The sequence below is a fragment of the Stenotrophomonas maltophilia genome, assembly GCF_900186865.1.
Taxonomy (GTDB): Bacteria; Pseudomonadota; Gammaproteobacteria; order Xanthomonadales; family Xanthomonadaceae; genus Stenotrophomonas; species Stenotrophomonas maltophilia.
Genome location: NZ_LT906480.1, coordinates 3429924 through 3455799, shown reverse-complemented (window position 1 = coordinate 3455799; position 25876 = coordinate 3429924). Strand labels below are relative to the sequence as shown.

Annotated in this window: 37 protein-coding genes; 5 read left to right on the top strand and 32 right to left on the bottom strand. The window is 62.8% G+C overall.

Going from position 1 to position 25876, the window contains the following annotated elements; genetic code table 11:
- Positions 1-2 precede the first annotated feature (2 nt).
- The 12 genes from CKW06_RS16505 to CKW06_RS16450 form a co-directional block, all read right to left on the bottom strand.
- Positions 3-215, bottom strand: coding sequence for a DUF7210 family protein (locus tag CKW06_RS16505; RefSeq protein ID WP_032964302.1), 213 nt, complete (start codon positions 213-215; stop codon positions 3-5).
- 7 nt (positions 216-222) lie between these two features.
- Positions 223-648 carry a hypothetical protein gene (locus CKW06_RS16500; protein WP_024958046.1) on the bottom strand — a complete coding sequence of 142 codons (426 nt, stop codon included), beginning with the start codon at positions 646-648 and terminating at the stop codon, positions 223-225.
- Between the two features lie 10 nt (positions 649-658).
- Positions 659-937 (bottom strand): hypothetical protein, encoded by a 279-nt coding sequence (locus tag CKW06_RS16495; protein WP_024958047.1) that lies wholly within the window; start codon positions 935-937, stop codon positions 659-661.
- Positions 937-1926 (bottom strand): major capsid protein, encoded by a 990-nt coding sequence (locus CKW06_RS16490; RefSeq protein WP_231910805.1) that lies wholly within the window; start codon positions 1924-1926, stop codon positions 937-939. The genes CKW06_RS16495 and CKW06_RS16490 overlap by 1 nt, the downstream gene beginning before the upstream one ends.
- A 107-nt stretch (positions 1927-2033) precedes the next feature.
- On the bottom strand, positions 2034-2411 hold the full coding sequence (locus CKW06_RS16485; protein WP_024958049.1) for a head decoration protein: 378 nt from the start codon (positions 2409-2411) through the stop codon (positions 2034-2036).
- A 3-nt stretch (positions 2412-2414) separates the two neighbouring features.
- A complete protein-coding gene (locus tag CKW06_RS16480) occupies positions 2415-3722 on the bottom strand; it encodes a S49 family peptidase (RefSeq protein ID WP_024958050.1) in 1308 nt (435 codons plus the stop codon).
- A gap of 1 nt (position 3723) precedes the next feature.
- Positions 3724-5220 carry a phage portal protein gene (locus tag CKW06_RS16475; RefSeq protein ID WP_231910804.1) on the bottom strand — a complete coding sequence of 499 codons (1497 nt, stop codon included), beginning with the start codon at positions 5218-5220 and terminating at the stop codon, positions 3724-3726.
- A gap of 38 nt (positions 5221-5258) precedes the next feature.
- Entirely contained in the window at positions 5259-5480 is a 222-nt protein-coding gene (locus CKW06_RS16470) for a phage head-tail joining protein (RefSeq protein ID WP_024958052.1), read from the bottom strand.
- Complete coding sequence (locus CKW06_RS16465; protein WP_024958053.1) at positions 5480-5872, bottom strand: hypothetical protein; 393 nt, start codon at positions 5870-5872, stop codon at positions 5480-5482. Before CKW06_RS16465 ends, CKW06_RS16470 begins: the two co-directional genes overlap by 1 nt.
- Positions 5872-6363, bottom strand: a complete 492-nt coding sequence (locus CKW06_RS16460) for a hypothetical protein (protein ID WP_024958054.1) — start codon at positions 6361-6363, stop codon at positions 5872-5874. The genes CKW06_RS16465 and CKW06_RS16460 overlap by 1 nt, the downstream gene beginning before the upstream one ends.
- 17 nt (positions 6364-6380) lie before the next feature.
- Positions 6381-8336, bottom strand: a complete 1956-nt coding sequence (locus tag CKW06_RS16455) for a phage terminase large subunit family protein (protein WP_231910803.1) — start codon at positions 8334-8336, stop codon at positions 6381-6383.
- 5 nt (positions 8337-8341) lie between these two features.
- Positions 8342-8824, bottom strand: coding sequence for an elements of external origin (locus CKW06_RS16450; RefSeq protein ID WP_231910802.1), 483 nt, complete (start codon positions 8822-8824; stop codon positions 8342-8344).
- Positions 8825-8995: 171 nt separating this feature from the next.
- Between CKW06_RS16450 and CKW06_RS16445 the strand changes: the two genes are divergently transcribed.
- The 5 genes from CKW06_RS16445 to CKW06_RS16425 all read left to right on the top strand — a co-directional run bounded on the left by CKW06_RS16445 (position 8996) and on the right by CKW06_RS16425 (position 11039).
- Positions 8996-9193, top strand: coding sequence for a DUF6900 domain-containing protein (locus CKW06_RS16445; protein WP_024958057.1), 198 nt, complete (start codon positions 8996-8998; stop codon positions 9191-9193).
- A 94-nt stretch (positions 9194-9287) separates the two neighbouring features.
- The gene (locus tag CKW06_RS16440; RefSeq protein WP_024958058.1) at positions 9288-9851 is read left to right on the top strand and encodes a DUF3489 domain-containing protein; all 564 of its coding nucleotides are present in this window, start codon (positions 9288-9290) and stop codon (positions 9849-9851) included.
- Between the two features lie 129 nt (positions 9852-9980).
- Positions 9981-10340, top strand: coding sequence for a hypothetical protein (locus tag CKW06_RS16435; RefSeq protein ID WP_024958059.1), 360 nt, complete (start codon positions 9981-9983; stop codon positions 10338-10340).
- 97 nt (positions 10341-10437) lie between these two features.
- The gene (locus CKW06_RS16430) at positions 10438-10800 is read left to right on the top strand and encodes a hypothetical protein (protein WP_024958060.1); all 363 of its coding nucleotides are present in this window, start codon (positions 10438-10440) and stop codon (positions 10798-10800) included.
- Complete coding sequence (locus CKW06_RS16425) at positions 10800-11039, top strand: hypothetical protein (RefSeq protein WP_024958061.1); 240 nt, start codon at positions 10800-10802, stop codon at positions 11037-11039. Before CKW06_RS16430 ends, CKW06_RS16425 begins: the two co-directional genes overlap by 1 nt.
- Here CKW06_RS16425 and CKW06_RS16420 read toward each other — a convergent pair.
- From CKW06_RS16420 to CKW06_RS16325, 20 genes are all read right to left on the bottom strand, one after another.
- Positions 10984-12225 (bottom strand): site-specific DNA-methyltransferase, encoded by a 1242-nt coding sequence (locus CKW06_RS16420; protein ID WP_024958062.1) that lies wholly within the window; start codon positions 12223-12225, stop codon positions 10984-10986. The genes CKW06_RS16425 and CKW06_RS16420 overlap by 56 nt on opposite strands.
- A complete protein-coding gene (locus CKW06_RS16415) occupies positions 12222-13655 on the bottom strand; it encodes a site-specific DNA-methyltransferase (RefSeq protein WP_032964308.1) in 1434 nt (477 codons plus the stop codon). The genes CKW06_RS16420 and CKW06_RS16415 overlap by 4 nt, the downstream gene beginning before the upstream one ends.
- A gap of 328 nt (positions 13656-13983) precedes the next feature.
- Complete coding sequence (locus CKW06_RS16410) at positions 13984-14370, bottom strand: DUF6362 family protein (protein WP_024958063.1); 387 nt, start codon at positions 14368-14370, stop codon at positions 13984-13986.
- Positions 14363-14566, bottom strand: a complete 204-nt coding sequence (locus tag CKW06_RS16405) for a hypothetical protein (RefSeq protein ID WP_024958064.1) — start codon at positions 14564-14566, stop codon at positions 14363-14365. Before CKW06_RS16405 ends, CKW06_RS16410 begins: the two co-directional genes overlap by 8 nt.
- 1 nt (position 14567) lies before the next feature.
- On the bottom strand, positions 14568-15032 hold the full coding sequence (locus CKW06_RS16400; RefSeq protein WP_024958065.1) for a crossover junction endodeoxyribonuclease RuvC: 465 nt from the start codon (positions 15030-15032) through the stop codon (positions 14568-14570).
- A gap of 125 nt (positions 15033-15157) precedes the next feature.
- Complete coding sequence (locus CKW06_RS16395; protein ID WP_024958066.1) at positions 15158-17449, bottom strand: phage/plasmid primase, P4 family; 2292 nt, start codon at positions 17447-17449, stop codon at positions 15158-15160.
- On the bottom strand, positions 17442-17669 hold the full coding sequence (locus CKW06_RS16390) for a helix-turn-helix domain-containing protein (protein WP_024958067.1): 228 nt from the start codon (positions 17667-17669) through the stop codon (positions 17442-17444). The genes CKW06_RS16395 and CKW06_RS16390 overlap by 8 nt, the downstream gene beginning before the upstream one ends.
- Positions 17666-18403, bottom strand: a complete 738-nt coding sequence (locus CKW06_RS16385; RefSeq protein WP_024958068.1) for an isoleucyl-tRNA synthetase — start codon at positions 18401-18403, stop codon at positions 17666-17668. Before CKW06_RS16385 ends, CKW06_RS16390 begins: the two co-directional genes overlap by 4 nt.
- Positions 18400-18888, bottom strand: a complete 489-nt coding sequence (locus CKW06_RS16380) for a DUF6511 domain-containing protein (RefSeq protein WP_024958069.1) — start codon at positions 18886-18888, stop codon at positions 18400-18402. Before CKW06_RS16380 ends, CKW06_RS16385 begins: the two co-directional genes overlap by 4 nt.
- Before the next feature lie 9 nt (positions 18889-18897).
- The gene (locus CKW06_RS16375; RefSeq protein ID WP_024958070.1) at positions 18898-19527 is read right to left on the bottom strand and encodes a hypothetical protein; all 630 of its coding nucleotides are present in this window, start codon (positions 19525-19527) and stop codon (positions 18898-18900) included.
- Positions 19528-19532: 5 nt separating this feature from the next.
- Positions 19533-20393 carry an ATP-binding protein gene (locus CKW06_RS16370; RefSeq protein ID WP_024958071.1) on the bottom strand — a complete coding sequence of 287 codons (861 nt, stop codon included), beginning with the start codon at positions 20391-20393 and terminating at the stop codon, positions 19533-19535.
- A complete protein-coding gene (locus CKW06_RS16365) occupies positions 20393-21151 on the bottom strand; it encodes a BRO-N domain-containing protein (RefSeq protein ID WP_024958072.1) in 759 nt (252 codons plus the stop codon). Before CKW06_RS16365 ends, CKW06_RS16370 begins: the two co-directional genes overlap by 1 nt.
- A 2-nt stretch (positions 21152-21153) precedes the next feature.
- Positions 21154-21435, bottom strand: coding sequence for a hypothetical protein (locus tag CKW06_RS16360; RefSeq protein WP_024958073.1), 282 nt, complete (start codon positions 21433-21435; stop codon positions 21154-21156).
- Positions 21436-21440: 5 nt separating this feature from the next.
- Positions 21441-21917 (bottom strand): hypothetical protein, encoded by a 477-nt coding sequence (locus CKW06_RS16355; protein WP_024958074.1) that lies wholly within the window; start codon positions 21915-21917, stop codon positions 21441-21443.
- 11 nt (positions 21918-21928) lie between these two features.
- Complete coding sequence (locus tag CKW06_RS16350; RefSeq protein ID WP_020200569.1) at positions 21929-22192, bottom strand: helix-turn-helix transcriptional regulator; 264 nt, start codon at positions 22190-22192, stop codon at positions 21929-21931.
- 174 nt (positions 22193-22366) lie between these two features.
- Complete coding sequence (locus CKW06_RS16345; protein ID WP_024958075.1) at positions 22367-22831, bottom strand: hypothetical protein; 465 nt, start codon at positions 22829-22831, stop codon at positions 22367-22369.
- Positions 22828-24240, bottom strand: a complete 1413-nt coding sequence (locus CKW06_RS16340) for a recombinase family protein (protein ID WP_024958076.1) — start codon at positions 24238-24240, stop codon at positions 22828-22830. The genes CKW06_RS16345 and CKW06_RS16340 overlap by 4 nt, the downstream gene beginning before the upstream one ends.
- On the bottom strand, positions 24237-24710 hold the full coding sequence (locus CKW06_RS16335) for a DUF2924 domain-containing protein (protein ID WP_024958077.1): 474 nt from the start codon (positions 24708-24710) through the stop codon (positions 24237-24239). The genes CKW06_RS16340 and CKW06_RS16335 overlap by 4 nt, the downstream gene beginning before the upstream one ends.
- The gene (locus CKW06_RS16330; RefSeq protein ID WP_076738371.1) at positions 24707-24922 is read right to left on the bottom strand and encodes a hypothetical protein; all 216 of its coding nucleotides are present in this window, start codon (positions 24920-24922) and stop codon (positions 24707-24709) included. The genes CKW06_RS16335 and CKW06_RS16330 overlap by 4 nt, the downstream gene beginning before the upstream one ends.
- Positions 24923-25011: 89 nt before the next feature.
- The gene (locus CKW06_RS16325; RefSeq protein WP_231910796.1) at positions 25012-25863 is read right to left on the bottom strand and encodes an OST-HTH/LOTUS domain-containing protein; all 852 of its coding nucleotides are present in this window, start codon (positions 25861-25863) and stop codon (positions 25012-25014) included.
- Positions 25864-25876: the final 13 nt, after the last annotated feature.

Here is a 25876-nt window from a genome sequence, read left to right as displayed (position 1 = left end):
GTTCAGTCTCCTTGGGTGGCTGCAGTTGTGGAAACACCGGACGTAGCATCACGGCGGGTGGGTTTGGAATCGGTGGCGGGGATGGCCGCTTTGGCCGTGCCTTGCGCGATCAGCCAACGGGCGCTGGCGTCATTCAGATCAAGGCGTTCACCCACGGCGAGGCGCTTGCCTGCGTGGGTGTGGGGTTTCAGTAGTTCGATGGAGAGGGTTTGCATAAGGTGTTCATCCTGTTTGGGTGAGGTCGATGGCGTGGGTGCGGTAGCGGATCTCGTAGCGGGCAGGCAGCGCGACGGCCCCGGCATCGGCGTCGTCGAACTCCCATTCGCAGTCGATCTCGCGCACGGCGATGGCCAGACCGCCCAGATTCGGGTCGGCGAGCATTGCCGCGTGGGCCGCGACCAGGGCCTGGTCGGCCACGTCGAAGGCATCCGCTCCGCGTGCCACCACGGCAAGCCGGACGATCAGCAGCCGGTCGACGAGGTGGTTGGCGTGGGCTGTGATGCTGTCGCCATCAACGAACAGCAGCAGCGCTGGACTGGCCTCGCGGGTGACCGGCACGGCAGGCATGCGCAGCACCGGGATCGGGGCAATCGCAGATGCCAGGCGCGTGACGATCTCCCGCAAGACGCGCTCGCGGACGGAGTTCATGGGGCGTTCCTCAGAGTTGGGAGAGCGAGGCGCGACGCTCGGTGCCGTCGCCGATGGCACGTACGTCGCGCACCTGATAGGTGTTGCCTGCCACCTTGACCGTGTCCCCGGCAGCCAGCGTCAACCAGGACGCCGGGTAGTCGATCTGGTAGTCCCGCGACAGTGCGAAGCCATCCAGCACGGTTTCGTCCGGAGCGAGGAAGGCGCAGTGCACCGTGTTGCCCGCCACCGTGACGACGGTGAGCAATCCGGCATTGCGTGCTGCTTCGTACAGCGTCGCGACGTCCATCAGGCAGAGATCAGCTTGATCAGCACGCCCGGGCGATGGCACATCGGCAGTGGGTTCGATTGCGTATGCAGATCAGTGCCCCGGTCGAATTTGCGCGGCTCCTGCTTGGCATACAGCGGCTGGCCGATGGTGTTCACGGTCTCGTTGAAGTCCGCTGGCGCGAAGTAAGTCGCGAAGGTGTCCACCGTGCCGACCGGGAATGCATGGGCTTCACCGGCAGCGATGAAGCGGCGCGACCCCAGCGTGCCGTCGGCCTGCACAAAGGACGCCTGACCCCGGTATTCCTCGAAGGTGATGCCGCTATAGCTGAAGCCCGAGCGCATGTCGTTGATCAGCACCGCGCCCTGTTGCCAGTTCTGGTAAGCGGTCTTGACCTCCTTGTGGGTGGTCAGCGCCCGGAAGAACTCGGTCGAGCACAACACATGCACGCCGGTCGAAAACTCGCCCGTGAGCCCATCTTCCATGAGCCCAAGCAGCTCCAGGCAGGCACTCTTGATTTGCCCGTTGTCGGCCGCCGTCGAAAACTCGAAGGACACTGATTGCGCGGTGATGTCGAACTCGTCGAACAGATCGACCAGCTCACTGCCGTCGGCATCGAGGATCTTGCCCTTGAGTGCGCCCATGCGTAGGTGCTCCAGGGTGATCGCGTGCTTGTTGCGCATGGTCTCCAGATGACGGGCCATGACACCGCCAATGGCTTCCATCTCAGTTTCGGAACCAAAGGCGCGCAGGCCTTGCACTTCTTCCGGCAGCACCACGTCGTCGTGCGGGATGTGCGGGATCACGAAGGAACGCAGGTTGCGCTTTCCACGTTCACCGACGGTGCCGGGTGAACCGGGCGCGCGGGTGGGCAGCAGGTTCAGACGACCGGCGTACTCCTCGACGATGATCTGCCTAGTGCGCACCGGCTTGGCCGGAAACAGGTTGAGTTGCTCCAGCCGCCCGTAGCGGTTGGGCAGGAGGTTGATGGCGGCCGTCAGGCTGGCCATCGAGAAGCCGGGGTTTTCAAAAGGGTTCTGCATTTGGGATCTCCAGAAATGACGAAACCCGCCAGTGGCGGGTTTTCGGGGGAGTGAGATGGATCGTTGGGACGGGATCAGGCGCTATCGCGCACCAGCACCCCAAGGGCGGTGAGTTGGGCAACGGCAGTTGCCTTCTGCGCAACCGTGAGACCGGTCGGCCAGACCAATGCGCCGCGCGCGACGATGGCGTGGCGGGCGATCAAGATCGCGTCCTCGCGGTCGATCAGCATCGCATCGACGTCGTTGCCGAGCACGCCAACGGCGATTTCCGTACCGTCCGTGGCGCTCGGGTCGAGGGCCTTGAGCTTGGCCGTGGCCGTTTCGCGGCCCACCACGGTGCCCAGCGACAGGTTCTGCGCGGCAGCGACGGTGTCCTGGTCACGCGAGTAGAGATTCGGCGCTTCGTACTTCAACAGGTCACCGAGGTTCTTGGGTTGAGAGACAGTGGGCATGGCTTACTCCTTGGCGGTGAGTTTCTTGACGGCAGCGACCACTGGACTGTTTTCCGGGCGCTGACTGGTTCCTGCATCGGCGGTGATGCGCGAGGCGATTTCGGGTTGGTCGGCACGGGCATCCAGCAAGGCGCGGCGCACCTGCGCTTCCGAGAAGCCTGCTGCGAGGAATTCCGCCGTGCGTTGGGACTGGCCCGCGATCAGACACATCTCTGCAATGGCCTGTGCTTGGCCGCGCCCACTGGCGAAGGACTGCGCCAGTGCTGCTTGGGCGGCAGGCGTCGGTTGCGGATCGCTGTCGGTCTGCGGCTGGTCGCCCTGCGGGTCGGTGTCGGTCGGATCGTTTGGGTTGTCGTGGTCGTTTTTGGGGTCGGTCATGGTGTTCTCCAGGGTGAGAGGTTTGCTTTGGGACGGGGTTGCGATGGGCTGCGTGGACAGACTTCGGGGCGACGCACGGGCCACGCCGGGCTGCGCCAGCCGCTGCTTGGCCGCCAACGCGTCGGTGAACTCGGTCATCACCTGTTCGAGCGGCATCACTGCGTCGGCGAGGCCTGCTGCCACCGCCTGCTCGCCGTAGAAGAGAGCCGCCTCGGTGGCGCGCACGGCATCCGGGTCGAGGCCGCGCATCTGCCCGACCTGATTCACGAAGATGTCGTAGAGGCGATCCACCTCGGTCTGCAACGCGGTGGTGGCCTGGGGGGTAAGTGGCTCGTGCGGGGAGAAGTCGTTCTTGTGGCTGCCCGCGAAGACTGCGGTGTAGTTCAGGCCGTCCTTGGCGTCCTTCACCGACTGGTCGACGTGCAGCGCGATCACGCCAATCGACCCGACGCCAGCGGTCTGCGACAGCGTCAGGCGCTGGCATGCCGCCGCGATGGCAAAAGCCGCCGAGTACGCGGCATCGTTGGCGTGCGCCCAGATCGGCTTGATGGTGCTGGCGGCGCGGATGCGCTCGGCCAGTTCGAACACGCCCGAGGCCTCGCCGCCGGGCGAGTCCAGATCGAGCAGGATGCCCGCCACCTGTGGGTCGGCCAGCGCGGCGTCCAGCCGGGCTTCGATCTCGCCGTAGGACATCAGGCCAGAGGCGGCTTCGATACCCATCGAACGTCTGACCAGCGTGCCGACCACCGGGATGACGGCAATGCCCGCCTGACCCGATGTGGCGTTCTGGCGCGGCATGGGCAGCGGCATCGCCATGTCCAGATCGGGCAAGCCGATGCGGGAACCCAGCACGGAGAGGATCACGTCGAGTTTGGGACGCGCAATGAGGAGCGGCGTCCCGTAGAGGCGGGACGCCAGATGAACGAGTTGCATGTCAGTTGTCCTGTTGGTCTTGCGGCACGGCCACTGTGGCGGCCGCATTTATGGGAGCGCCCGATGCCGATGGTTGGGGCGCTTTGTCGTGGCGCGGGTCGGAGTCAAAGACCAGACCGAGCTCATCGGCACGCTGGTTGTCGGCGGCGATCTCGCGGTCGATGTCCTCGGCGTCGTAGCCGAAGGCCGAGATGGCTTCCGAGCGAGACAGCAGCCCGGCGCGAATGGCGGTCAGCATCGCGTCGAATTCCTTCTTGGGATCGACCCACTGCCAACCCTGTGGAATCCATTTGGCCGCGAAGTAGTCGCGCTTCTTCTCGGTGAACTGCGGCAGCGCCAGCGCGCCTTCAAGTAGCGCCTGCTCCATCCAGGCACGCCAGATCGGGCGGCACAGCTGGTGGACGATCACGCCGTGCTGGATGGCCTCACAGCGGCGGCGAAACTCCAGCAGCCCGGCCCGGATCGACGAATAGTTCACTTGCGTCAGGTCGCCGGTCAGCATCTCGTAGGTGATGCCCATCGCCGCTGCCACCGCCCGGAACTGCATGCGCAGGAATTCGGCGTAGCTCGCGCCAACGTCGGCGGGCTGACTGAACTTCACGTCCTCGCCGGGCTCCAGGATCTGCATCGTGCCCGGCTCCAGCCCGGCCAATGCCGCACCGCTGGCATCCGGCAAGCCTTCACCCATCAGGTTGTCCTCAGGTGACAGGCGCGTGATGAAGCCCGCGAACATCGCGGCGGTTTTCTTGCGCACGAGCTCGGCGTCGTCGTACTGGTCGAGTTCGTTGAGCTTGACCAGTGCGCGCGCCAGCCACGGTTCGCCCCGGATCTGTCCGGGCCGCAAGGGACGAAACAGGTGAATGATTTCGCTGGCCGGGACACGCACTGTGTCGAGACCGCCCACCACGCCACCAGTGCCCGACATCGGAGCCAGTGAGCCATCACCCGGGTGTGAGCGATACAGGTGGTAGGCCACCCGCCGTCCGAGCTTGTCGAATTCGATGCCCGCACGGATTACATTTCCCGAAGCCAATTCCTGATTCAGCGTGGCTGGCAGGTGTTCGGGTTCGAGCAACTGCAATTGCAGGCCTACCGGCAGGCCATCCTCCGGACGGCGATAGCGCAGCCGCACCAGACATTCCCCGCCTTCGAGCATGGCGCGACAGGCCAAGGCCTGCAGGCCGTAGAAATCGGTCAGTCCGGCGGCATCGGCTTCCTCGCACCAGTCCCACCACAGGCTGTGGATCGCTTCGCGCAAGGACTGATCGGCCAGCATGCTCTGCGGCTTGATGCCAGTACCGATGGCGTTCGAGACAAAGGCTTCAACGCCTGCCGCTGCCCAGGCATTGCGGCGTACCAGATCGCGGCTCTTCGCGCGCAATTCGTTCTGGGTGAACGCCAGTGCTGCGACTGCGCCTGGATTGCCGACCTGCCACGCCAATGCGCGACGGCCGCCACCGATACCGTCATAGAACGGGGTGCCGCCAAGCAGACGCATGCCGACGCGCCTGCGCATTCGGTCAAACCATTGCATGTTCAGAACCCTTTGCCGGTGGTGACCCGGATCTGGCGTGGCGCACCGGGCCACAGCCCGGTATCCACGGCCTGCTCGAAGATGTCGCGCTTGACAGCCGCAATGGCGGCCTGGAGTTCATCGACGCTGCGGTACTCGACGGTCTTGTCGCCAAAGGTCACGCGCTTTTCGCCCTTGACCAGCGCAGCTTCCAGTGCGTCGAGATGTGCTTGTGTGTAGGCCATCAGCGGTACACCGTGAGGTTGATTTCGGTGGAGTCGTCGAACGATGCGGCCGTGGTGGCGCAACTGACGTCGACGTACTGGGCGGTTTTCTGGTCGGAGCTGGATCGCACGATGGCGATGCGCTGCGTGCCGCTGTTGGTGCTGCTGCGGGCAAGCGCCGTCCAGCAATAGTTGGCGTCGGGCATGGCAACGGCGAAGGTCACGCGGTAGCGACCCGCCGCCGTCCGGGTCACGCTGGCCACGTTGTGCGATGCACGCACGACGACCTGCGTGCCGACATAGCCGAAACACACCCACGCCCGGGCCACGCCGGGGTGGGTGGCGTCGATCTTAGTCTTGACCTCGAGCCCGACGCGGCTGGCCAGCGCACTGATGCGCGATGCGAGGCTCATCAGACCAGCGCACCCACAAAGACCGCGACGAAGTCAGTGTCGGTGTTGCCGACATCACTGGTCGCGACGGCACCGATGTTGCTGCGTGCCTGAAGTTGCTCGGCCACGGTCAGCGACTGCGCCGCATCGAAGCGCACGCGGTTGTTGACGGCGGCGAGCAGCGCATCCAGACCACTGGTGCCGTTCTGCAGCAGTTGCTGGATTTCCACCAGCGTGTCGTACGCGGCATCGGCACCGCCCAAGATCTCGGTCTTGAGCGCATCGAGCAGTGAGACGATCTTGTTGGACGAGTAAGTGGTCGTGGCCGCGACGTGCGCATCGTCGATCACCGCCGACGACACCACGGCGGCTTTCAGTTCGTTGATGGCCGCGACCAGATTCGACTTGTCGGTGGTGGTGAGGTTGGCCAGGTTGCCTGCCTTGGCGCGGACGTCGTTGAACTCCTGCGCGACGCGGATGACCAGGCTTTCGATACGGGTAGCAAGACTCATGTTTTCTCCTTGATGTGTCAGGACAGCCAGCGGCTTTTGATCACGCGCCGACCGGTGTTACGGTTGCCAGAAACAGCGAGGCCACCGCGTTGGGTGGCCTCGTTGATCGATTCAGTAGGTGTTTCAAGGGCTGGCGGACTAGACAGCCCCAGTTGTCGCTCCAGTTCCCGCCAGTGGCGTTCCTCGAAGCGATCCAGTCCCGCCGCCGATGCAGCCGCGCGGGCGTAGACGTAGCAGTCGAGCGCCTCATTGCGCTCACGCATCTTTTGCCACTCACGCACCGGGAAGCCGTTGCGGTCGCGGCGGGTGATCAGTTGTTCCGCGCAGAGTTGCTGGATGAACTCAGCATCGATCTTGGGCAGATGGACGAACCCGGCCGGGAACACCGTGGTCAATCCGTCCTCGCCAACATCGGCGCTCTTGCGCAGGTTGTTGTAGAACTCGAGCTTGGCGATGCTGACCGCCACCGAGTACACCTTGATGCCCCGGCGCAGCTTCTTTCCACCCTGCGAGACATCGATGGCGGTCGGCGTGCCGATCAAGGCTGCACCACGAGGTACCCCCTTGACCGCCATCACACGCGAATCGCGGCAAGCCCGCACAAAGGCGTAGGCCTCCTGCGTCGCAAAGCCGGTATCCAAGGCAAAACGCACCAGCGGCATCGCCGCGCCGGAGGCGTGTGTCCAGGTTTCGGCCAGCATTTCAGCAAGGCGCTTCCATACCGCGTCGCGGGCGGTGTCACCCATCAGCACGCGGTGCTCAACCAGCCAGGACTCCTTGCCGCGCCCAAAGGCCCAGACCGACGCCTCGATGCGATCTTTCTGCACGCCGGCCGCGCCGACCAAGAGCAGACCGCCTTGCGGCACGCTGCCGACGCGGTAGTCCTCGCGGCGTTCGACCAGTCGTTGCCAGTCCGGCGCTTCGCCTTCCTCGACCCAGGTTTCACCCAACTCGGTGTTCTTGAAGGTCTTGATGGCGGCGGCCGATCCCGACTCTTTACTGACGGCGGCTTCCCACGCAGCGGCGATCTCTCGCCACGAACGCCAGCCAACCGGGCTGTACAGCGACGACAGGTGGAAGCCTGCCGTCTTACCCGCGCCATCGGTGATCATCGCGCGCCACTCGCCGTGCTCCAGCATCCACGTCTTGTGGTGCTCGGCAATCGCGGTGTCACATGACTCGCAGATGTAGGCGGCGGTCTCCGGTTGCCCTCTGTCCCAACGCAGCTGCTCGAAACGCAGCCACTGACGGTGGGAGCAATGCGGACACGGCACAAAGTAGCGACGTTGGTCACTGGCCTCGTACTCGCGCTCGATAGCCGATGCCCCTGAGATCGTCGGCGTCGAGACGATGAAGATCTTGCGCCGCGCGAAGGTGCGTGTACGCGCCTCGGCCAGCGAGATCGCATCCCCTTCACCCTCAACGTCCAACGGATAGCCGTCGACCTCGTCGAGAAACAGATACCGCACCGGCATCGAGCGCAGTCCGACCGCGCTGTTGGCCCCAGTCATCACCAGCACGCCACCCCGGAACTCCTTGGCCAGGATGGTGTTGCCGGAATCCCGGCTGCGCGCCGGTGCAATCAGTTCGGCCAATGCCGATGACTCTTCGATCAGCGGATCAATCCGCTGCTTGGAGTTGCGCTTGGCCATCTCTACTGTTGGCCACACCGCCATCATCGGGCCCGGCGCGTGGTGGATCACGTAGCCGATCCAGTTCGATCCCATCTCGGTCGCGCCAAGCTGTGCCGCTTTCATGAACACCACACGCTCGACCGGCGAGGTCGGCGACAGGCAGTCCATGATGGCTTTCAGGTAAGGCGTGCGGCTGGTACGCCAGCGCCCGGGCTCGGCGGACGCCTTGCTGGAAAGCATCCGGTGGCGATCCGACCATTCGGACACGGTGAGCAGCGGGTCGGGAGTCAGTCCCTCACGCCATGCGCGTTCGATCTCGGCAGCGCCTTCGTAATCCATGTCCATCAATCCACCCTCGGTCGCATCTCGCCCAGTTCCTGCAGGTGCTCACGCACGGCTGCCTCCAGGGCGATGTGCATCGTGTGCGGATCAACATTGAGCTTGGCGGCCATCTGCGCCGAAATGCGCGCGGGCCAGTTCAGCCACGCATCGCGCTCGGAGCGCGCCAGTTTGAAAACGTGCGCGATGGCCTGTGGCCGATCCACCAGCTCGCCCTTGAGGCGGGCCAAACGCACCTTGTTGGTTTGCGCCTTGACCACCTCGTTGACCGTGCGCGCCTGGAGCAAGGACGTGCCGCCTGCAGGCAAGGCAGCAGGCCCGTCACCCGTGGTGCCGCTGGATTCCGCCACAGCAACCTTGACCGCGCGGGTGGCCGTGCCATTGCGCGGTGCATCGGAATTGCGCGCCCACTCGCGGTCGACGCGCTCGGCATCAATCGTTCCGTCTGCCTCCGGCGTGATCCGCCCAGCAGCGATGGCCTTGCGCACCGCTGCATCGGACACCCCTCGGTGGCGTGCGTAGGCACGAATCGAAATACCCATATTTCCCCTTCGGGGCACCTTCAATCATTTGTTCGTCATTCATGCGAATTGAGCTTGGCTTCCATCTGGAACAGCGCGTTCATACGTTCGTCATCAACACCATGAAAGGACACGGACATGAGCAAGCTCGAACAACTCCTGACCCAGATCGCGCAAAACAAGCTGGGCATCGAAACCCTGGAAACCCGCAGCTCGGACAGCCTCGATTTCCACGATGTGGCGGTCTGGTGCCTACGCGATGCGCTTGAAGCCGCCTTCAACGCGGGTCTCGAGCAGGGGCGCAATGCCAACCCGTCAGACAAGGCCAACACCTGATTGCGAAGCGAAGAAGCCAAGCAAAAAGCGCTTGGCTTCACTTGAGAACAGCGCGTTCATCACATCACCGTCCACCACATCGAAGGAGCAAAACATGACCACCACTCAACTGACCCCTGCCCAGCACGCGATCCTGGCCCACGCGGTTGAACACACCAGCGGCAAGATCGACTGGTTCCCCGACAACATCAAAGGCGGCGCACGCAAGAAGGTGCTCGACGGACTTTTCAACCGCGCACTAATCACAACCGACGGCACCAACTGGTTTGTCGCTGCGGAGGGCTACGACGCCCTGGGCATTCCGCGTCCCGACGTGAACAGGAAGGGCATCGGTCAGTTCGAAGCCAATCTCGACCGGATCATCGCCAACGCTGAAGGCGCGCCTGCGGCCGCGAGCGATCCCGAACTGGAAGCCGCCGTAACCGCCGCAGAAGCAACGTGGGTCAAGCCGCGCACCCGCGAGAACAGCAAGCAGGCCGAATTGATCAGGATGCTGCAACGCCCCGAGGGCGCAACCATCGGCCAGATCTGCACCGCCACCGGTTGGCAGGCGCACACGGTGCGCGGCACCTTCGCCGGAGCCTTCAAGAAAAAGCTCGGCCTGAACATCGTCTCGGACAAGCCGAAGGGTGGCGAGCGGATCTACCGCATCGCCTGAAAACGAGCACAGCGAGTTTCGGCGAAGCCAAAAAGATGGCGAGAGGAGCCATGAATAGCTTGGCTTCTCTCCCCACCAGCGCGTTCATACAGATGTCGTGATTGACGACGCCAAACCAGGAAAACCGCCATGAGCACCATGACCATCACCATCGAACGCACCCCACGCACTCTGCAGTTCGCAGGCCAAAGCCTCCAGGTCGAAGAGTTGAGCATCCGCCTACCGTTTGCACGCAAACCTGCCGACCTCGGCGAACTGGGCGGGAGCGACCAGCACAATGTCTACGTCACCGAGACCAAGGAGCTCACCCCTGCCGAATTCGACGCCTTTGGGCGCAGCCTGCTGGTGTCACGCGACTGGCTGCGTGGCAAGGGTGGCGGCACTGGCGACGGCTACCTCTGCGTCGAGGTCACTGCTCCCGGACGCCCTTACCTCTACGTCAATCCCGAGGGCGGTGATTACGCCCGCTACGTAGCCCGTCTCGGGTAAGCGAAATTGATCGAGAAAGAGGCCCGGAACAGCTTGGCTTCTCAATCGAACAGCGCGTTACTACAGGTGTCGCAACGATCAACCCGGAGAAGACACCATGACCACCAACCAGATACCCGCCACCCAAAACGAAGCCTGGGGTTTTTGGGGCACGATGAACGAACACGCCAGCGCCGCATGGCCCCTGGCCATGAACGCTATTTCGGACGCCACCCACCAGCCCCTCGAATCGGTGCGGACCTTCCTCGACAGTCGCCACGGACGCCACTTTGCCGACGACGTCCAGAACGGCTTGTACCAAGGCCAAGCCTTGCAGGATGCGATCAAGGCCGCCACCCAACGTTGGATGGGCTGGACGATTGGCCGCCAGACCAGCAAGCAGTACGGCATCCCGCGCGGCCTGCCTTACCTGACAGGCTTTGTGATCCACTGCGAAGTCTGCGAAGAGATGGCTGCCTGATGAAAGCGCTCGCCACCGAACGCGAGCAGGCGCTGCGTTGGCTGATTGCCAACCGGCGTCCAGACATCTCCATCGAGCAGGCTGTGCGCGTCATGTGCATGGCACTGCCGCGCGATCTCACCACCCTGCAAATCCTACGGCGTATCGCCGAGGAAGAAGAGGCCAAGCAGCCCGGCCAGCCATTCAACTGGCGCACACTTCCTGGTCTGCTGCCTCGCGGATGGCCGTCTGACCGGTGAAGTCCTCCCACCGGCGCACGATCACATCCACGTACTTCGGATCGAGTTCGATCAGCCGCGCGACGCGTCCCGATTTTTCGGCCGCAATCAACGTTGTGCCAGAACCACCGAACGGATCGAGCACCACGTTACCCGGGCGGCTCGAATTGCGGATGGCTCGCTCGACCAGCTCCACCGGCTTCATCGTCGGATGCAGATCGTTCTTCTGCGGCTTCTTGATAGCCCACACATCGCCCTGATCGCGGTCACCACACCAGTGGCGTTGCGCACCCTCGGGCCATCCGTACAAGATCGGTTCGTACTGGCGCTGGTAGTCGGCACGGCCCAGCGTGAAGGTGTTCTTGGCCCAGATGATTAACGTCGACCACTTTCCACCGGCGGCGCGAAAGGCGGCCTGCAGCACATCCAGCTCGCTGGATGACATCGCTACATAGATGCCGCCCCGGCAGTTCGCCACGGTGGGCGTCAATGCTGCAAGCAGGAAGTCGTAGAAACCGTCACCCAGGTTGTCGTTGAGGATCGCGCGATCCTTGCCGCGCATCTTGTCCTTGGCGCTGTTGGCGTAGTTCACGTTGTACGGTGGGTCGGTGAAGACCATGTCTGCCATGTCGCCTTGCATCAGCCGGGCATAGCTCTCTGCCACGGTCGAGTCGCCGCACAGCAGTCGGTGCTGGCCCATGATCCAGACATCGCCCGGGCGCGATATTGGAATTTCGCCAACCTCCGGTACCGCGTCCTCATCGGTCTGGCCCTCGTTGTCCGGCTCGTCGCCCGCGATCAGTTCGGCCAGCGCGTCGGCGTCGAAGCCGGTGATGTCCAGATCGAAACCTTCCAGCTGCAAAGCCTCAAGTTCGATCCGCAACATCGCGGCATCCCAGCCAGCGTTCTCCGCGATGCGGTTGTCTGCGATGACCAAGGCGCGGCGCTGGGTCGGGCTCAGGTGATCCAGTACGACCACGGGCACGATTTCCAGCCCGAGTTTCTGCGCAGCGGCCAAGCGGCCATGCCCAGCGACGATGATGCCGTCACTGCCTGCAAGGATCGGATTGGTGAAGCCAAACTCGGCAATCGATGCGGCGATCTGCGCCACCTGATCATCCGAGTGCGTCCGCGCATTGCGGGCATAGGGCAGCAGTTTGGCTGTCGGCCACTGCTCGATCTTGTCTGCCAACCAGGACGCGCTCATTGTTCTACCTCCGTGGTCGCCAGCCGTTCTGTGGCCACGTCGTCGAAGGACTGGCCCGATTTGATTCCACAGCCTGCGATGAGCGTGACCGGCACGCCGGGGTGGTTTTGCTGAAAACGCTTGATGGCCACGTCCACGTACTCCGGCGCAATTTCCACACTGCGGCAGATACGACCAGTGCGTTGCGCGGCCAGCATCGTCGTGCCACTGCCGCCGAAGGGCTCGAACACGACGTCGCCCGAATCGGTGTAAGCCTCAATGGCAAACTCAGGCAATGCGACCGGGAACACGGCCGGGTGATCAATGTCCTGCCCAATCTTGCCCTTGTGGCGCATCACGCGAATCACCGAATCGGGGATGCGGGTGTCCTGCGTCGGCTGACCCTTGTGCGTCCAGCCGCCGACCTCGCCATCCTTACCACGCATCGCTGTGGACGACCCGTCAGCGCGCAGGTGCGATTCCTGGCCCGCGTGCTTGCAAGGAACAATCTTGTTGGGTTTGCGGGTGCTGCGATTGAAGTGGAAAACAAACTCGAAGCTGGGAGCTAATCGGCCCTGCCAGTCGCCGGGCATGCCTGGCCCCTGATCCCAGACGTACCACGCGAAGCGCCGCCACCCTTGCTGACGCATCCAGGACAGCCAGCCGTCCCAATAGGGGATGACTTCGTTGTCGCGGTGGATCAGCCCAAGATTGACCAGTACCTGTCCGTCGCCCGCCATCGGCAGATGTGCGAACACACCGCGCATCAGGACATCCCAATCGGCAATGCCGCCGGATGTGTAGTCGCGCTGGTTGCCATACGGCGGCGAGGTGAAGCAAAGCTGCGCGGTGTCACCCTGCATCAGCGTGGCGACCACGGCTGGGTCGGTGGCGTCGCCACAGGTCAACCGGTGCGAGCCGATGGCCCAGACATCTCCCTCGCGCGACACCGCCACCACTGGCGTGTCAGGTACGTCTTCGGTCGTATCGGGTTCATCGGCGTCTACACCATCCTGCGCCGCCGGTTCACCTTCAGAAGACGGGGCATCTGCCAGCAGCGCATCGATCTCGATGTTCTCGAAGCCGGTCAGCGCCAGTTCGAAACCCGCTTCGGAAAGCTCCGCCAGTTCGAGCGCCAACATCTCCTCATCCCAGCCAGCGTCAAGCGCCAGCCGGTTGTCGGCGATGACCAAGGCGCGCTTTTGCGCGGTGGTGAGATGGGCCAGTTCGATCACCGGCACCTGATCCAGCCCCAGCTTGCGTGCAGCAGCCAAACGACCGTGGCCCGCGATGATGCCGTTGTCGCCATCAACCAGTACCGGGTTCGTCCAGCCATATTCGACGATGCTGGCGGCGATCTTGGTGATCTGCGCATCGGAATGTGTGCGCGGATTGCGGGCGTAGGGAATCAGCGCCTCGACCTTGCGGTACTCGACGTTGAGCGTATTCAAAGAGGGTGTCCTGAAAATAGAAAACCCGCCGACGACAACCGTGGGCGGGTTTTGGGGTTGGTGCGAACTGACGGGGTGCGAACTGCGAACCGTGCGAACCTTGGTTCGCACCCTGACGCTAAAAAAGCGCCGCGCTCGCGCCCCCCGCATTGGTTTTTGGCCAGGAAGGACCCGTTGATTTCTGGGCTGCTTCCTCTGCCGTCACCTCTGTCCAGACGATAAATGAATACTACGCAAGATCAGGTCGTTTTGTTGCAGGGGTAAAAACCGCTGATTGCCGCGTGATTACGCACATCCCCGACCATACGCGCCAAATCACGCCAAAACCCTACGCGACCACCACACCATTGAGTTGATCTGCGACCGTCTGCAATGCCCGCTGCCAATGCCGCCATGCCGTCGTGCGGTCGCAGGCAAAACGGATCGTGATGTCCCGCCAGCCATAGCGCTTCGCGCGCATCCATACGAGATGACGTTGCTCAACTGTGAGCCACTGCACCCAGCGCATGACTTCCAGCATTCGTTCAATCGCGTCTGGACTCGGCGGAAAGGATCGGTAAACCCTCTCGTCAGCAGCAAAGGTCTCCCACTCGTTTCGGACAATGGCAGGCCAGCAGTTGAAGTAACCTTGCACTCGAACAGGAGGCAACCGTCGACTGGTGCTTGCCGCCTCTTCAAACCGAGCAGCAACGTCCTCGATAGTCCACTTAGTCATTGCGTTGCCCTCCGTAGAGCCGGTCACCGATGCGTCGCACGATCTCGCGTTCGATGAAGTCCAGACGTTCGTCGGATGCGTTAACCACCAGGATGTGTTGGTCACGCCAGCCACGTTCCTTGATCGCATCCAGATCCGTGGCCTGAGGCTGCAGACGACCCAGGGGGCAGCGGTATTGGGGTATCGGCACCTTCATGTCACACCTCCTGCGTCTCGACAGCCCAGTGCAGCAAGGCAAGGGCGTCGGCTTCGTTGTCGTCGACTGGGGTGTGACCACGCTGGCGGACGGACGCGATCATGTCGTCCTTGCCCGCATTGCCCCTGCCGGTCGCGTGCTTCTTGATCGTGCCGACCGGAACACCCTGGTAAGGGATGTTGTGATGCTCACACCACGCGGTCAGGTGTCCCATGAAGCCACCGTAGGCGTGCGCCGCATCAACGCCAGCGTGCCGTCGAACTTCCTCGAAGAACACCGCGTTGATGTGGTTGCTGGCCGAGAGCAATTCGTTGAGCCAGCGCTTGAAACGGAGGAAACGCATTCCGCCCCCTTCAAATCGCTGCGGCTTGAAGTGCTCCGTGCCGCTGGTGATCGTGCCGTCCAGGTGCTGCAAAGCCCACCCGGTGTGTGTGCCCAGATCAAGGGCCAAGATTGTCGTGTTCATCGTCGTGCTCCAGTTCGGGGGCGAGTGACGGATGCGACGGGTTCTCTGTAGAACAGCCTTTACGTGCGCGCACGCGTAGCGCGTCAATCAGGAAACCCGTCAAATCCGTCACTCGCCCGGATTGCTCAGTCATCGCGGTAGGGGTAGCCGTGGCTGTACGGCTTGGGCCTGAGGGCAATGCCCGTGATGCCACGTGCGCCCCCGGTCAACCGACACTTCTCGAACTTGCGGGCCGCCATCAGTTCGGAGAAGCGCTTGACCGAGCCCACGTATTCACCCGCGCGCTCTGCCCATTCGCGCCAGTCGGCGAATAGTTCGGACACGCCTTCGCGGTGGGTCTTGGCCAGCAGGCAGCGCTCTTCGATCCACTGCCCGAGCGCGTCCTCGGCCTCGAAATACTCTTCGGTCGCCGACACCACGCTGGCGGGCGGCTTCAGGCCCTGCCGTTGCCAAAGACTGCAGCCCTCGACAGCCCACGCCAGAATCCCGTCGCGCTCCTTGAGCAGCTTTTCGGTCAGCCTGCCGTCGCGCCGTTCGGGCGGGATCGTCACCGTGAACGGGATCAGGTGCAGTCGCCGCTTCATCGCCTCATCCACGTTGCGGATCGATGGTTTGTGGTTGCCCGCGATCACCAACTTGAACTGTGGCACGTACTCGAAGAAGTCCTGTCGCATGAAACGTGCGGAAACCTTGTCGCCACCGGTGATGGCCTTGACCTTGGATTCGTTCCAGCGCCGACCCTGTTCGGTTTCGATGGATGACACAAAGCGTGCGCCGCGCAGGCCCGCCAGATCGGTCGGATGCCGGTCGGTGCGCGCCTCCATGAACGTGTCCATCGGCGCGTTGGCCGCGTAGTCGCCCAAGATGGTGGTCAGGACGTTGACGAACACCGACTTGCCGTTCGCGCCTGTCCCGTACAGAAAGAACAGCGCGTGCTCACTGGTCACGCCCGTCAGACAGTAGCCAACCATCAGTTGCAGGTAGGCCATCAGTTCAGCGTCGCCGCCTGTGACGTCGGCCAGGAATGCGCGCCACGTCGGACTGTCGCCCTGCGGTGTGGCCGTGGTCACCTTGGTCATCCGATCATCGCGCCGGTGCGGTCGCATGCGGCCCGTGCGCAGATCAACCACACCGCCTGGTGTGTTGAGCGCCCAGACGTCGGCATCCCACTCCTCGGCGGTGGACGCGTGCTTGGGATCGGAGCGTGCGATTTTCTCGACGGACGAGATCGTGGCGGAGCTGGCCAGCTTGCCTGTGAGCCGAGGGCTGTCCGCCTTGAGTGACGCCATCCGGCAGATACCGCGCGCCAGATGAGACACATAGAGCACCTGATCCGGATTCCAGCGCACGCCGGTCCAGACCAGCCATTTGCCCCAAAGCGCGCAGTAGCGCCAGTCCTCGCCATAGCGGCGGGTGAAAGCGCTGGACAAGCCATCCTCGGTCGTCCAATCGATGCCCGTCAGCAAGTCTGGCGAAGGTGCTTCCTCTACCGAGCGCATCACCGGCATCCGCTCGCCGACGGCAAGGAAGCCCCCCACATCGAAGCCATCCGGAATGGCGTCAGCCGCATCCCAGCCTTCCGGCTTGTCATCGGGTGGCACCAGGATGGCGACCGTGGTCGCACCCGCGTTCAGGATTGCTTGCGATGCACGGTCAGCGTAATCCCAGCCCGGCGCGTCCCGGTCAGGCCAGATCAGCACGGATTTGCCCGCCAGCGGCGACCAGTCGGTCTTATCGACGGGAGCATTTGCGCCATGCATGGCCGTGGTTGCCACCACGCCGATGGCGATCAGGGCCTGCGCACACTTCTCGCCCTCGACCAGCACAACGTGACCAGCGGCAGCCAGCCCCGGCTGGTTGTACAGCGGGCGCGGATCGGGCGGAGTCATCTTGCGCCGCTTGGCATCCCACGGCCGGAATTCCTTCTTGCGCCCGGGTGGGTCGTAGCGGTACACGACCGCAATCAGTTTGCCGGTGGCATCGAAGTAGTCCCACTTGGCCGTGGCCGGGCCGAGATCATCAACCGGAGCTTCCTTCTTGACGCGGCGAACCGGCACTGATCGCGAACGACCGAGCAGATCAGCAGCCTCGTCGAGCACCCGGGGAAAGTCGGTGTGGACGTTAGCCCCGAGGTAGGCGGCGATCAAAGCAAAGATGTCACCGCCATCACCCGTGGCACGATCCGTCCAGAGACCTGCCTTGTCGCCTTCGAGTACCACCTCGAGGCTGTCGCCCGGGCTGCCCAGGATGTCCCCGATCAAAAACTTGCCACGACGCTTCTTTCCCGCCGGGAACATCGTGGTCAGGACTGATTCCATGCGTGCGATCAGTTCAGTGCGAATCTCGTCCCGCTCGCTGTCATTGATGTTTCGCCGACCCGTTTCTCCCGGTGGTGATGTGTCATTGAAATCAAGCATCGGCACCACCCTCGTGTGACGTCTGCTGCGCAGCGATCCAGGCTTCCAGCTCGTTGGGTTTGAAGCGAACCAGTTTGCCGACGCGGTAATGCGGAATGCGACGCTCCTGTCGCTCCTTGGCTTGTGAGAGCCAATACGACGGCAGGTTGAACATCAGTGCAGCCTGGCGCACGTCGATCAGCTGCTCGCCCAGTACGTGATTCAAATTCGAGGTATTCATGCTTGTGTCCTCCAGCAGCGGTCTTGCCACGCGCACATCCGGCATTCAAAGTGGGTCGAGTCATGGAAGGCGCGCGGCAGGAGCTCTCCCGCCTCGGTCGCCGTGATGACCTTGACCCCCCGATCCGACATGCGTTGGGCCAGTGCTGCGTCAAAGGGCACGAGCTCGGTGTAGATCTCCATCGTGTCGGCGTTGAGTGCCGTGAAGATCGCCGGGTGCTCGTGCAGTTCGAGATAGGCTTGGTAGATCGCCACTTGCGCGGCATAGACGGGCTTGGATAGAGTCAGGCCCTTCTTGTCCAGATCGCTCCAGGACTTGTTGCCGAGACACTTACATTCCCAGAGCGCGGGATAGGCGAAGCCATCGGGGCCGCCGACGATGACGCCGTCGATGTGGCCCTGCAGGCGACCGTTGGCCACCGAGAAACCGAACTGCTCGCCGTCGGCCTTGCGGGTGCGCAGGTCGAAGCCCGCGTCCCGCAGCCACGCGACCATGCAGTCCTCCATGACGTGACCGCGTTCGAAGATCCGCAGCATTCGGCCCGGGGTGTCACGCCCGTGGTCGATGGGTGCCTTGGCGTACTCGAACTGCAGCGCTCGCTCGCAGGCCACGCCGAGACGTGAGGCCCCGAGGTACTGGCGCTCGGACTGGCGGGCGCGAGCCTGTTGCAGGCCCGTGTCCACCAGGGTGGTGACCTGACCCGATATGCTCGATGAGGAGTTGAAGTCGATCATGGCTTCTTCCCCTTCGGCTCTTCCCAGGGCAGGTCGTCCTCCAGATCCGCGAACGGGTTGGCCAGAGGGTCGGGCGCAGGCGTCATGCCGCGTACCGGTGGGTACTTGCTCGCCTCGTGGTGCGCGACCATTGCCTCGGTGTAGCAAGTGACGATGGCGTCGATCACTTGCTGCGCCTCGGCTTCGGAGTAGTCGCCCAGCGGCTTGGTGAAGCCAATCTCGCCCGCAGCCTCGCCGAAGGCCTTGAGGCACTTCTTCATCGCTGCTAGTTCGACATCAGATGGATCGATCATGGCGACCTCCGTACTGTCGACGCGACCTTCCTTGACCCGCAGCCAGTTGCCGTACAGCGCATGAAACGCGTTTTGGCAGCGTTGTGAGCAGAACACCCAGTCGATGGGATAGCGCCGGGGATGGCCGACACCGTGACGGTTGTCGGTATGGCCGAATCCCCGGGCCTGTCGTTTGCAGACCCAGCATTTCATCGGCCTCCCTCACTGTGCCCACGACGGCTTGCCGGTCACCGGTGCGCGTTGTGGAGCCGGTGCCTGATACGCAGGCGCAGCCGCCTGCGCAGGAGCGCCGGAATGTCCACTGCCCGGAGCCTTGGGTGGCACGCCCATCAGTTTTGCGTAGTCGGGGTGATCAGGCTCGACCGCGATCTTGACCACATTCCGGTCTTGGCCCTTGCCATCCTTCTCAATGTCAACGCGCGCCAGAAACTCCAGGCCATCCAGTTCATGGAAGCCCTGAATGCGACGCGCAGCGGCCGCCTGCGGACTGTTGTCCTGGGGGTGGACGTTGCGGGCGCTGTTAAGTGCGGCGCGGATGAAGCTGCGCCCCATCTGGCCCCAGGTCGGCCCCTTCTTGGAGTGCAGGCCGATGTTGCTCCACATCTTGCGCTTGGCGTGATCACCAGCCGTGACCACGAATTCGGCGGCGAGATAGATGGAGCCGGTATCGAAAGACTCGGTGGCGTAGCCGCCGCCCCAGCCTTGTTCCGGGTCGTCATAGCCACCGGGCTTGATGGTCATGCGCACGGGCACGACCGCGCCCTTGGGGATCAGGTCAAAGCCCGACTGTTGGGGATCGGCATCTTGGAAATCAAAATAGTTGGACGACATGGCGATTACTCCTTGGATTCGGTGGTGTTTGCTGTAGTGGGGGTGCCGGTGCAGCCGGGCATGGGCAATGGCGACTGGCCTGCGCACTTGGCGATCAATGCGCCGAGATGCGGCGGCTCCAGCAGGTCGAGGCGACCGCTGCGGTCTTTGGCCGGGAAGCCGTAGGGATTGACGGTGTGCGTGATGAAGGCGCGGTAGGCACTGCCGTCGTCGGCCTTGATCTCGGCCAGCGTCACGACCTCATCCACGATGCCGGGCAGCTCCAGACTGGTCTTGCTGCCTTCGATCTGCGGCACGAACACCTTGCGGTTGTAGTCATCAAGACGTTCGTCGAGGATGGCAACGAACACCACGTTCTTGCCGCGTGCGTGCTGCAGATGGGTCAGTGCGCCGATCATTTCCTGGCCAAGCAGGCCATATGCGGCGCGCAGATCTGGCTTGCCGGAACGGTCGCTGGTGGCACCGGGTTGCGTCTTGCACCACGCGAAGCACTGCCGGGACAACTGCGTGATCGAGTCGAGGAAGAAGGTCTGGTAGCTGTCGAGCTGCGTCGGGTTACCAAACTTCTCGATGACGTGGTCGTAATGCGCCTGCGAGAACGCGCTCTCCGGCGGCAGCGACTTGTCCGGGCCTGCGAGGAACACGAAAAAGTCGCGGCTTTCCGGCCACGATGCCGGGCGGATGGTGTCGCCCGGCCAATCGGCCACGGCGAGATCGCCCGCCTCGATATCGAGGAACAGGGTGGTGGCAGGGTCGAGGTCTTTGAGCCGGGTGGTCTTGCCGATGCCGGATTTCCCCAGCATCAGCAACTTCACACCCTTGCGCTCGGCCAAGCGCTGCTGCGCGGAAATGATCGGGAGGGACATCACGCCACCTCCTTCAGTTGTTCCGCGACCGCCGGATTCCAGAGGATCTGGTAGCCGCTGTGGCCGTTGCGCGAGTACGGCATGGCTTCGGCCCATGCTTCACCGGCCTCGGTCAGCTCCCACTCGTCCCGGTCGTTGCGGAACTGAAGGCCGCCAGATGCCAGCAACTGGTTCGTGGCTTTGGCTGAGCGACTCAGCAATTTGCCGAGCTGGGTGGCGTTGAGCGAGCAGATCGGTTCGTTGGCGGCAGGCAAAGCGCGGCGCAGCACTTCCGTGGTCAGGCCGGTGTTTTCCTGAATGCAGGTCAACGTGGCAGCCATCGCAATGCCAGTCTTGACGCCCGGCACTTTGGCGACAGCTTCGCCGATCAACAGGATGGCCGTGACACGGTCGTGGGTCGGCGCGGGCAAGGCTGCCATCGTGGTGGCGGCCGAATACCCGCCTGTCTTGCGGATCGCAGGCAACACTTCGCTGGTGATCCAGCGCTTGAAACGCTTGGCGGCATCCTTGGTGCTACCGAGGATCAGGGCGTAAAGGCCCGATTCATTGACGTGGTTCTGGCGTTGACGGCCACCCGCCGTAAGGGTCTCCAATTTCTGGAGATCCTCGGCATCGACGTGGGACTTGATCGCCTGAGACGGATTGCCCATCTCCAGTGCGTCGCAGACATCGGTGGCGTTGAACCACGGCAGCCCGAGTTCATCGACCTGGACGCGCACGGCGTGCGCTTCGAACTGGAAGGGAATGATCGCGCTCATGATCAGCCCTCCCACGACACGTCGGCGATACGGTCGACTCCACGCGCGGCACGTTTGCGTACCTCGGTGTGGAGTTCTTCCAGCGCGGTGCGGCGGCGACCGAGCGCCAGCGATTCCGCGTTGGCTGTCTGGATGGCAAAAGCCAGCTCGTCCACAGTGGCGACATCAAGCGGGACAACGACGTACTGACCGTCCGCGCGGCGATACCGGATTTCGTCAGGGAGGTGTTCGCCGTAGATGGACGGCAGCTGTTGACGCAGCGAGGCGATGAGATTGGTGCTCATGGTCATTACTCCGAATCAATGGAAAGGGTGAAAGACGGCTTGCCGGAATCCACAGTGCGAGCGGCGGCGAACTGCTGTTGCAAAGCAGGCGGCCAGTTCGTGAAGCGGGATTCGGAGACGGACAACTTGATGTCGAGGTAACACTCGACCTTCTCGCCTGAGGCGACGATGCGTTCAGCGATCTCAGCCAGTTGCTTCTGATCCCAGCTGACCTTCTTGGGCAGCTCGAACTTCAGGTGCAGCGGGCCAACGCTGATGTGTGCGGTGCCGAAGTCACGGCCGGACTCGCGCAGCGCGGTGCGTGCCTGCTCGCCGTAGCACTGATCCAGTGCCGCATCGAACTTGGTGCGCGCCTTCTTCAGCCAGTCGATGGCTGCATCGAGGTTCTTGTCGATCTCGTGTTTCTGCGCGGGCGGCAATGCGGCCAGTTGGCTGACCGACATCTCGGCGATGTCGGCAGGGAAGATGGTGATGTCATTCATCGCATCTCTCCTCAAACCGCCGCGCGTTCGGATGTCGAGTCGTGCAGCGCTTCGCGCTCAAACTCGAGGATCGCGTCGACCGGGTAGCCGACACGCTTGGACAGCTTCAGGTAGCGTGGACCGCGACCCTCACTGCGCCAGCGCTGCAAAGTCTTGGGGCTAACGCCCCAGCGTTGCGCGAGCTCGTTTTCGTTGAGCACGCGGCGATCACCGGGTGACATGGTGTTGATCGCCTGCTGTGGCGACCGGGGGATACCGCTGGTTGGTGTCTGCATGGAATGCTCCTGTGACGTTGTTGAGTAACAGGTGTCATTCCAAACTTCGGGTGGCGAACCTTTAAGGGACGCAATGGCGAACCACGACGGAACTCCAGGTTCGCCAATGGCCCACGGCAGAAAAGCAAACGACGAGCACATGGCTCGCCGTCATCGGATGTGTCTGGAAGCAGATCAGGCGTCGGAGAAACCGAGCAATCGACGCTGCGCAGCCCAATCGCGCGGCAGTTGCTCTTGGCGGCCACGCAAGGTGTGCAGATTCAGGTGGCGTGGCTGACGTCCTTCGAATACCGCCTCCACGATATCGGGGGCCAACATGGTCATGCGCAAGACCTCGGCAGCCCAGCCCGGTTCCACTTTGAAGGCGTGCGCCAAGTCCGTTGTCGTGGAGTAGGTGCCATCGTCGATCAAGCGCTTCCAGTAGAAGGCCTTGCCCAGCGTTTTGATCATCGGCACATCGAAGCCACCGATTCGGTCCGCGATCTCGGGGGCTGGCGGTATCAGCAGCTTCCGGTTCTGGCGGCGCTTGATCGTCAGGGGCACCAAGGTGACCCGCTGCCCCTCGCTGACATAACTGCGCGCCTCGGCTCCTATCTCGATGCGGACGGCGCGCTGGCGCTGGTGGGTCGTGGCATTCATGCCAAAGCCTCCTCGACACGCTCTTGGGACTCTTCGATCAAGGGATGCGTGCTGATGTCCGCACCGAATCCGATCCAACCGTCCTCTCGCCAAACGATATCCAGGCCGTGCCCGTGTAGTTGCACGCGTTCGATCAACAGCCGTGTGATCCGTTGCTGCTCGGCGGGGAACAGTTGCGACCAAACGTCACCGATGCGCTGCATGGCGACCACCACCTGTGCCTCGTCCAACGTCGACCCCGCCGGATGCTGCTGGCAGGATCTCCACACTGCGATCAGCATTTGCGGCGATGAGAGCGCAGCATGGATTTGCGCCAACACGGCATCTTCGATCTCGGCGGCTGGCAGGTGGCCCACGTCCGGAGTATGTGGAGCCAGGCTGGCACCGGCGTTGCGCCGCTTGTGCAGGTAAGGCACGTAGTAGCGGTACTGCCGACCATTTTTCTTCTTGACGAAGGAGTGCAACATCCGTTGGCCATCCGGTGCAAACAGAAGTCCCGCCAGCAGTGCCGGATGCTTGGCTCGGTGTTCGCGCGGTGCCTGCTTTCGCCTCTCAATGAAGGCGTGTGCCGCGTCCCACAATTCTTGAGAAATGATGGGGTCGTGCTGGCCCGAGTACCACGTCTCGTGATTGCAGATTTCACCGAGGTAAATGCGGTTACGCAGCAAGGTAAAGATGTACTGCTGATCGATGCTGCGTCCCAATCGCTCCCGACCGGACTGGGTGACCCATGCCTTGGTGGTATGCCCCTCGATTTCCAATTCGCGGACGAGTCGCGCAGCCGAGCCGTGCTCGGCATAGCGGCGGAAGATGTCACGCACCAGCGCGGCTTCACGTTCATTGATGACGAGCTTGCGTTCGACCACGTCGTATCCAAGAGGCGGGACTCCGCCCATCCACATGCCCTTGGCCTTGCTGGCGGCGATCTTGTCGCGGATTCGTTCGCCGGTGACCTCGCGTTCGAACTGCGCGAATGACAAAAGGATGTTGAGCGTCAATCGCCCCATCGATGTGGTGGTGTTGAACTGCTGCGTGACCGCGACAAAGGAGACGCCGTTGCGGTCGAAAACCTCGACCAGCTTTGCGAAGTCCGGCAGGCTGCGCGTGAGGCGGTCGATTTTGTAGACGACCACGGTATCGATCTTCCCCGCCTCGATGTCGATCATCAGGCGGCGCAACCCGGGCCGTTCCATGTTGCCGCCCGAGTAGCCGCCGTCGTCGTATCCGTCGTCGACGGCAATCCAGCCTTCATGTCGTTGGCTTGCAATGAAGGCCAAGCCCGCATCACGCTGTGCCTCGAGGCTGTTGTATTCCTGGTCGAGGCCTTCGTCAGTGGACTTGCGTGTGTAGACGGCGCATCGCTTCTTTGGCGTGACTGCGGGAATCTGGTTTCGACGCACTGAGCTCATGCTGCCCCCTTCTTCGAAGCAGGTGCCTTCAAACCAAAGAACACCGGGCCTGACCAATGGCTGCCTGTGATGCGTTTGGCTACAGCGGACAGGCTCTTGAAGCGTTGCCCCTGGTACTCGAAATCATTCGATCCGCGCACCAGCACACGATGTTCAATGTCGTCGTAGATGCGTGTCAGGACGGTACCGGGCAGTAGGCGTTGGCTATCGCCGCGCAGTTGCTTGGGCAAGATGCCGGTTTCGCCAACATCCTCGAGCTTCTTGCGCAGTGACGGTTTCAAACCGCCAAACGCGCGCTCTTGCATCCGGTAGGCCAGGCGACTTTCCAGCCAGACCCGATGGTGGTGATTCGGCCGTTCATCGAAATGGTCGTCCCAGAGAGCCCAAAGATCATCCATCGAAAGATGGGGAATAGCCGCGACGCGGGCGGCGACTGAGGCGGGCGTTGGTGAGGTTGCGTGTGCTGTCATGGGCGAACTCCGTTGTTGTGATCGGGGTTCGCATTCACGCGCTGTTGGCCGGGGAAGCCAAGGCAAACCTGCTCGCTGTTTTTGGTGATGTCGCGCGATTGGCGGGCACGAAGGCGCAGCAGCGCGGCAGCCAACAGATCAGCGATTTCTTGATGCCCGTGCCGTGGCCGGTCAGGTGATGAGCAAATGGAGATAGGTTCGATTTCTGTCATGGCAAGCGTTCCGATCGAAAACGCTGCTCATGCTAGAAACCAAGGGCACTTCGCGTAACGTGATTTAGCGTGAATGCGCGGGTTTGGCGCTATGTCTCTTTGGGCCTATACCAAGCCGCGCGCTGGCCATTCACTTCCCGATACCGAAGCTCGAAAAGGCGGGATTCGTGCACGACCTGCCGCCAACTGCTGCACCCATACTTGGCCGGCAGTTGATCGGGATACCTTTCTGCAATCCATCGTCCAGCAGTAGCGACCGGCGTCCACTCGTCGACAGCCAACTGATCTGCCGCTTCACGCAATGCGCGAACAATTCCGGCTGCGGGCCAATCCACCGAGCCATCCGGCGCTATGCCGTTGATCACCAGATCGCGGAAGGCATCGGACTGGGCAAACTCCGCCGCCAGACGACGGGCCTGATCCATGTGCTCCGCCCAGCCTCGCAGTTGCTCAAAGTGTTGATCGACGCGACTGTAGGCCGCGACCAAGGACTCTTGCGCACCACGGCATCCGTCCAGACTCCAAAGGTCGTGCTGGTCGATAAAGTGGTGCACCAGGTTGTTTCGCAGCAGAACCAGTTCCTTCAGATCGTTTTGCGTCGTATCGAAATCCTCGGCAGACATCCGCAAGCTCATCTTCATCTTGAACGAGATGATGTTGTCGGGCGCATCTGGTTCGGCGACCTCGTCTTGGTCGCCGCTGGTGACATACGTTCCGAGCAGCGTGCCAACCAACGTACCCAGAGTCTTGTTTGCGGCATCCGCAATGCGCTCCGCCTGGTTCGATTCGAGGGGTGATCCTGACGCGGAGATTTCGTGGTGGGCCACGATGGCCTTCATCAACTGTTCGTACTGCTGCAGACGCAAGAGACAACGGCCCAGCATTCGTTGCACCTCGCGTTGCAAGGTCTGCAGTTCTTCATCTATGGGTTGGATCGGCAAGCCTGTCATCGAG

Excerpts from the sequence above, each read along its gene's own strand:
- CKW06_RS16505 (WP_032964302.1), bottom strand. The coding sequence starts at position 215 with ATGCAAACCCTCTCCATCGAACTACTGAAACCCCACACCCACGCAGGC.
- CKW06_RS16500 (WP_024958046.1), bottom strand. The coding sequence starts at position 648 with ATGAACTCCGTCCGCGAGCGCGTCTTGCGGGAGATCGTCACGCGCCTG.
- CKW06_RS16495 (WP_024958047.1), bottom strand. The coding sequence starts at position 937 with ATGGACGTCGCGACGCTGTACGAAGCAGCACGCAATGCCGGATTGCTC.
- CKW06_RS16490 (WP_231910805.1), bottom strand. The coding sequence starts at position 1,926 with ATGGCCAGCCTGACGGCCGCCATCAACCTCCTGCCCAACCGCTACGGG.
- CKW06_RS16485 (WP_024958049.1), bottom strand. The coding sequence starts at position 2,411 with ATGCCCACTGTCTCTCAACCCAAGAACCTCGGTGACCTGTTGAAGTAC.
- CKW06_RS16480 (WP_024958050.1), bottom strand. The coding sequence starts at position 3,722 with ATGCAACTCGTTCATCTGGCGTCCCGCCTCTACGGGACGCCGCTCCTC.
- CKW06_RS16475 (WP_231910804.1), bottom strand. The coding sequence starts at position 5,220 with ATGCGTCTGCTTGGCGGCACCCCGTTCTATGACGGTATCGGTGGCGGC.
- CKW06_RS16470 (WP_024958052.1), bottom strand. The coding sequence starts at position 5,480 with ATGGCCTACACACAAGCACATCTCGACGCACTGGAAGCTGCGCTGGTC.
- CKW06_RS16465 (WP_024958053.1), bottom strand. The coding sequence starts at position 5,872 with ATGAGCCTCGCATCGCGCATCAGTGCGCTGGCCAGCCGCGTCGGGCTC.
- CKW06_RS16460 (WP_024958054.1), bottom strand. The coding sequence starts at position 6,363 with ATGAGTCTTGCTACCCGTATCGAAAGCCTGGTCATCCGCGTCGCGCAG.
- CKW06_RS16455 (WP_231910803.1), bottom strand. The coding sequence starts at position 8,336 with ATGGATTACGAAGGCGCTGCCGAGATCGAACGCGCATGGCGTGAGGGA.
- CKW06_RS16445 (WP_024958057.1), top strand. The coding sequence starts at position 8,996 with ATGAGCAAGCTCGAACAACTCCTGACCCAGATCGCGCAAAACAAGCTG.
- CKW06_RS16440 (WP_024958058.1), top strand. The coding sequence starts at position 9,288 with ATGACCACCACTCAACTGACCCCTGCCCAGCACGCGATCCTGGCCCAC.
- CKW06_RS16435 (WP_024958059.1), top strand. The coding sequence starts at position 9,981 with ATGAGCACCATGACCATCACCATCGAACGCACCCCACGCACTCTGCAG.
- CKW06_RS16430 (WP_024958060.1), top strand. The coding sequence starts at position 10,438 with ATGACCACCAACCAGATACCCGCCACCCAAAACGAAGCCTGGGGTTTT.
- CKW06_RS16425 (WP_024958061.1), top strand. The coding sequence starts at position 10,800 with ATGAAAGCGCTCGCCACCGAACGCGAGCAGGCGCTGCGTTGGCTGATT.
- CKW06_RS16420 (WP_024958062.1), bottom strand. The coding sequence starts at position 12,225 with ATGAGCGCGTCCTGGTTGGCAGACAAGATCGAGCAGTGGCCGACAGCC.
- CKW06_RS16410 (WP_024958063.1), bottom strand. The coding sequence starts at position 14,370 with ATGACTAAGTGGACTATCGAGGACGTTGCTGCTCGGTTTGAAGAGGCG.
- CKW06_RS16405 (WP_024958064.1), bottom strand. The coding sequence starts at position 14,566 with ATGAAGGTGCCGATACCCCAATACCGCTGCCCCCTGGGTCGTCTGCAG.
- CKW06_RS16400 (WP_024958065.1), bottom strand. The coding sequence starts at position 15,032 with ATGAACACGACAATCTTGGCCCTTGATCTGGGCACACACACCGGGTGG.
- CKW06_RS16395 (WP_024958066.1), bottom strand. The coding sequence starts at position 17,449 with ATGCTTGATTTCAATGACACATCACCACCGGGAGAAACGGGTCGGCGA.
- CKW06_RS16390 (WP_024958067.1), bottom strand. The coding sequence starts at position 17,669 with ATGAATACCTCGAATTTGAATCACGTACTGGGCGAGCAGCTGATCGAC.
- CKW06_RS16385 (WP_024958068.1), bottom strand. The coding sequence starts at position 18,403 with ATGATCGACTTCAACTCCTCATCGAGCATATCGGGTCAGGTCACCACC.
- CKW06_RS16380 (WP_024958069.1), bottom strand. The coding sequence starts at position 18,888 with ATGAAATGCTGGGTCTGCAAACGACAGGCCCGGGGATTCGGCCATACC.
- CKW06_RS16375 (WP_024958070.1), bottom strand. The coding sequence starts at position 19,527 with ATGTCGTCCAACTATTTTGATTTCCAAGATGCCGATCCCCAACAGTCG.
- CKW06_RS16370 (WP_024958071.1), bottom strand. The coding sequence starts at position 20,393 with ATGTCCCTCCCGATCATTTCCGCGCAGCAGCGCTTGGCCGAGCGCAAG.
- CKW06_RS16365 (WP_024958072.1), bottom strand. The coding sequence starts at position 21,151 with ATGAGCGCGATCATTCCCTTCCAGTTCGAAGCGCACGCCGTGCGCGTC.
- CKW06_RS16360 (WP_024958073.1), bottom strand. The coding sequence starts at position 21,435 with ATGAGCACCAATCTCATCGCCTCGCTGCGTCAACAGCTGCCGTCCATC.
- CKW06_RS16355 (WP_024958074.1), bottom strand. The coding sequence starts at position 21,917 with ATGAATGACATCACCATCTTCCCTGCCGACATCGCCGAGATGTCGGTC.
- CKW06_RS16350 (WP_020200569.1), bottom strand. The coding sequence starts at position 22,192 with ATGCAGACACCAACCAGCGGTATCCCCCGGTCGCCACAGCAGGCGATC.
- CKW06_RS16345 (WP_024958075.1), bottom strand. The coding sequence starts at position 22,831 with ATGAATGCCACGACCCACCAGCGCCAGCGCGCCGTCCGCATCGAGATA.
- CKW06_RS16340 (WP_024958076.1), bottom strand. The coding sequence starts at position 24,240 with ATGAGCTCAGTGCGTCGAAACCAGATTCCCGCAGTCACGCCAAAGAAG.
- CKW06_RS16335 (WP_024958077.1), bottom strand. The coding sequence starts at position 24,710 with ATGACAGCACACGCAACCTCACCAACGCCCGCCTCAGTCGCCGCCCGC.
- CKW06_RS16330 (WP_076738371.1), bottom strand. The coding sequence starts at position 24,922 with ATGACAGAAATCGAACCTATCTCCATTTGCTCATCACCTGACCGGCCA.